This is a genomic window from Fulvivirga sp. (assembly GCF_040220315.1).
GTDB lineage: Bacteria > Bacteroidota > Bacteroidia > Cytophagales > Cyclobacteriaceae > Fulvivirga.
On sequence record NZ_JAVJUY010000266.1, the window covers coordinates 1 to 2,398 of the forward strand.

At 33.8% G+C, this 2,398-nt stretch carries 3 protein-coding genes; all 3 read right to left on the reverse strand.

What is annotated here, in order from left to right; all coding sequences use genetic code 11:
• A partial coding sequence (locus RLO81_RS12990; protein ID WP_350112232.1) for an ABC transporter ATP-binding protein occupies window positions 1-995 on the reverse strand: 995 nt, incomplete at its 3' end.
• Window positions 992-1,795, reverse strand: a complete 804-nt coding sequence (locus RLO81_RS12995; protein WP_350112235.1) for an ABC transporter permease — start codon at window positions 1,793-1,795, stop codon at window positions 992-994. The genes RLO81_RS12990 and RLO81_RS12995, both read right to left, overlap by 4 nt.
• Window positions 1,796-1,819: 24 nt before the next feature.
• Window positions 1,820-2,398: glycosyltransferase (locus RLO81_RS13000; protein ID WP_350112238.1), on the reverse strand; the 579-nt coding region annotated here is incomplete at its 5' end.

Consider the following 2,398-nt stretch of genomic DNA (forward strand, 5'->3'; position numbering starts at 1 on the left):
CCTTCTTGCAGTGGAAAATCGTCTACCTTTATCTTTATTCTGTAATTTCCTGCACTATTAACATTAAGCATTTTCTTATCACATAAAATAAGCGTTTCCCACCCATAGAATGACCTAAATATTTCTATTGAGTAAGAGAAATGGAATTGAAGTTCGGCATTAATTTTTATTGGAATTTCTAATTCCAGAGAATTTCCAGCATTTTGTTCTACTTCATAGTTTTCACTTATCGAAAATGATGCTATTTCTCTTTTTCGCTCATCTACTGCGTTGATATATTGTTTTACAGTATCCTTTGCAGATCCATAAAACGTAATTTCACCATTATTCATAATGCAACATTGCTTGCATAGACGAAGCACAGCTGACCAGTCATGTGTTGCAATAATTCCAGAGCAACCATTAGTTAATTTTTTGCGTAGGCGACCCCAGCATTTTGTAGTAAAATATGTATCACCGACTGAGAGTATCTCGTCAATAAGAAATATTTTTGCTGGTACGGCTGTAGCAACAGAAAAGAATAAACGGGCTTTCATACCTGTAGAATAACTTCTTATTGGCATTTCAAAGTATTCTTCAAGTTCAGAAAAATCTTTAATGTCGTTTATTTGTATGTTTATTTCATTGTCGGGAATATTATTTAATTCTAACCAGCGCTTTGCAAATTGCTTTCCGGTCATTGCTAAATGACTAGCAACACCTAATTCATAAATTCCGCTTGCTTGATTACCTAACTGAACATATCCTGAAGTTGGTTTAAATACACCACCAATATTTCTTAATAAAGTACTCTTGCCAGCACCATTTCGACCTAAAACACCTAAAAACTCGCCTTCTTTTACGCAAAGACTTATATTTCGTATTGCGTCATATCCGTTGAGGTTTACAAGCTGATTATTTAATAACCTAGGTAAATCTTTAAAACTTATGTCATAAAATGTTTTTTTTAATTTTCTAGTAATTATGTCATGTGCGTTATTTTGATTTTTATTCATAACCTTGATTCAAAGTATGGGCTTACACGCTTAAAAAAATATAAACCGCAGTAATATGAAGTTGTTGCCGAGAAAATTAGATACAGTAAGGTCCACGTCGGCGGGAACGCATCATATATTAATGGTTGCCGATACCACTCTGATATTAAATATATAGGATTAAACAAAGTGACATTTTGTAATAATTTAGGAAAAGCTGTAATTGGATAAAAGATAGGGGTTGAGAACATCACCATCATTAATGCATTAGGTAGCATATGAGTAAGATCACGCCAAAAGACAGCTAATGCAGAAAAAAACAATCCTACTCCTGCAACAAATACAAATTGTATTGCAATTATCAAAGGCAAAACTAACCAATATACACTAGGGCTATTTCCGCTTATTATTAGCAAGACGGCTAAATAACTTATTGCAACAACTAACGGCACTACTCCCATTAATGTTCCAGCGATAGATAATAGTTCAGACTTAATTTTTAAATTTTTTATCAATCCTGCACTACCCAGTATTGAGTTTGTAGAAGTCATAATACTTTCTGAAATTGAAAGCCATGGGCCATACCCACTTATAAGCCAGATTACAAAGGTAATACTTGTTTCGGCACCTGGTAATTTCGATCTAAAAACAAATCCGAACACAAATGTAAAAATTGCGAGCATTAGAATTGGTGATAGAACAGCCCAGAATAGACCTAAAGATGAACCTAAGAATCTGTCTTGAAAAAAGGTTTTTACAAAAAAATTAATAGTCGTTATGTCAGTATTAACACCGGTTAGTTTTCTATAAATAGTGGACATTTTTTTTAAAAAAGATGTATGAAATTAAGGTTTATTTATTGGTCTATTTAATATATCTGAATATATTCGATTAAAACGTTTACTAGCGGCAATTGATGAATGCCACTTAACGGCAAATGCTCTACTACGCTTTCCTATTTCATTTCTCTTAGCCGGATTAGCAATCAAGTCGCGCAAAACAGACTCTACAGTGTTAGGAGTCGCATTCACTATCGGAAGTTCTTCTGCATAACCTGGTATTTCTTCACGAACGCTATCAAGCCATTTTGCTCTAATAAAACAGATTACAGGCTTCCCTAACATCATTGCCTCACGAGCATTAGCACCAAACCAGCCATACGTAAGCATATCTACGACTATGTCTGATTGAGCTTGGATGTAACGTACTTCTTTGTTAGGTATATCTGTTGGTTCTAGCAGTTCTATACCTATGCCTTCTGATCTAAGCTTTTCAATTAATGGAATATATATATGTGATGATTTTATGTTTACACCATCATCTGTAGTTCTTTCTTTCTTGTTACCAACTGAATGATATACACGCAAATAACCTTTGGGCAAAACAGGTAATTGATATTTTATAGGTATATTTAAGTTAGGTCG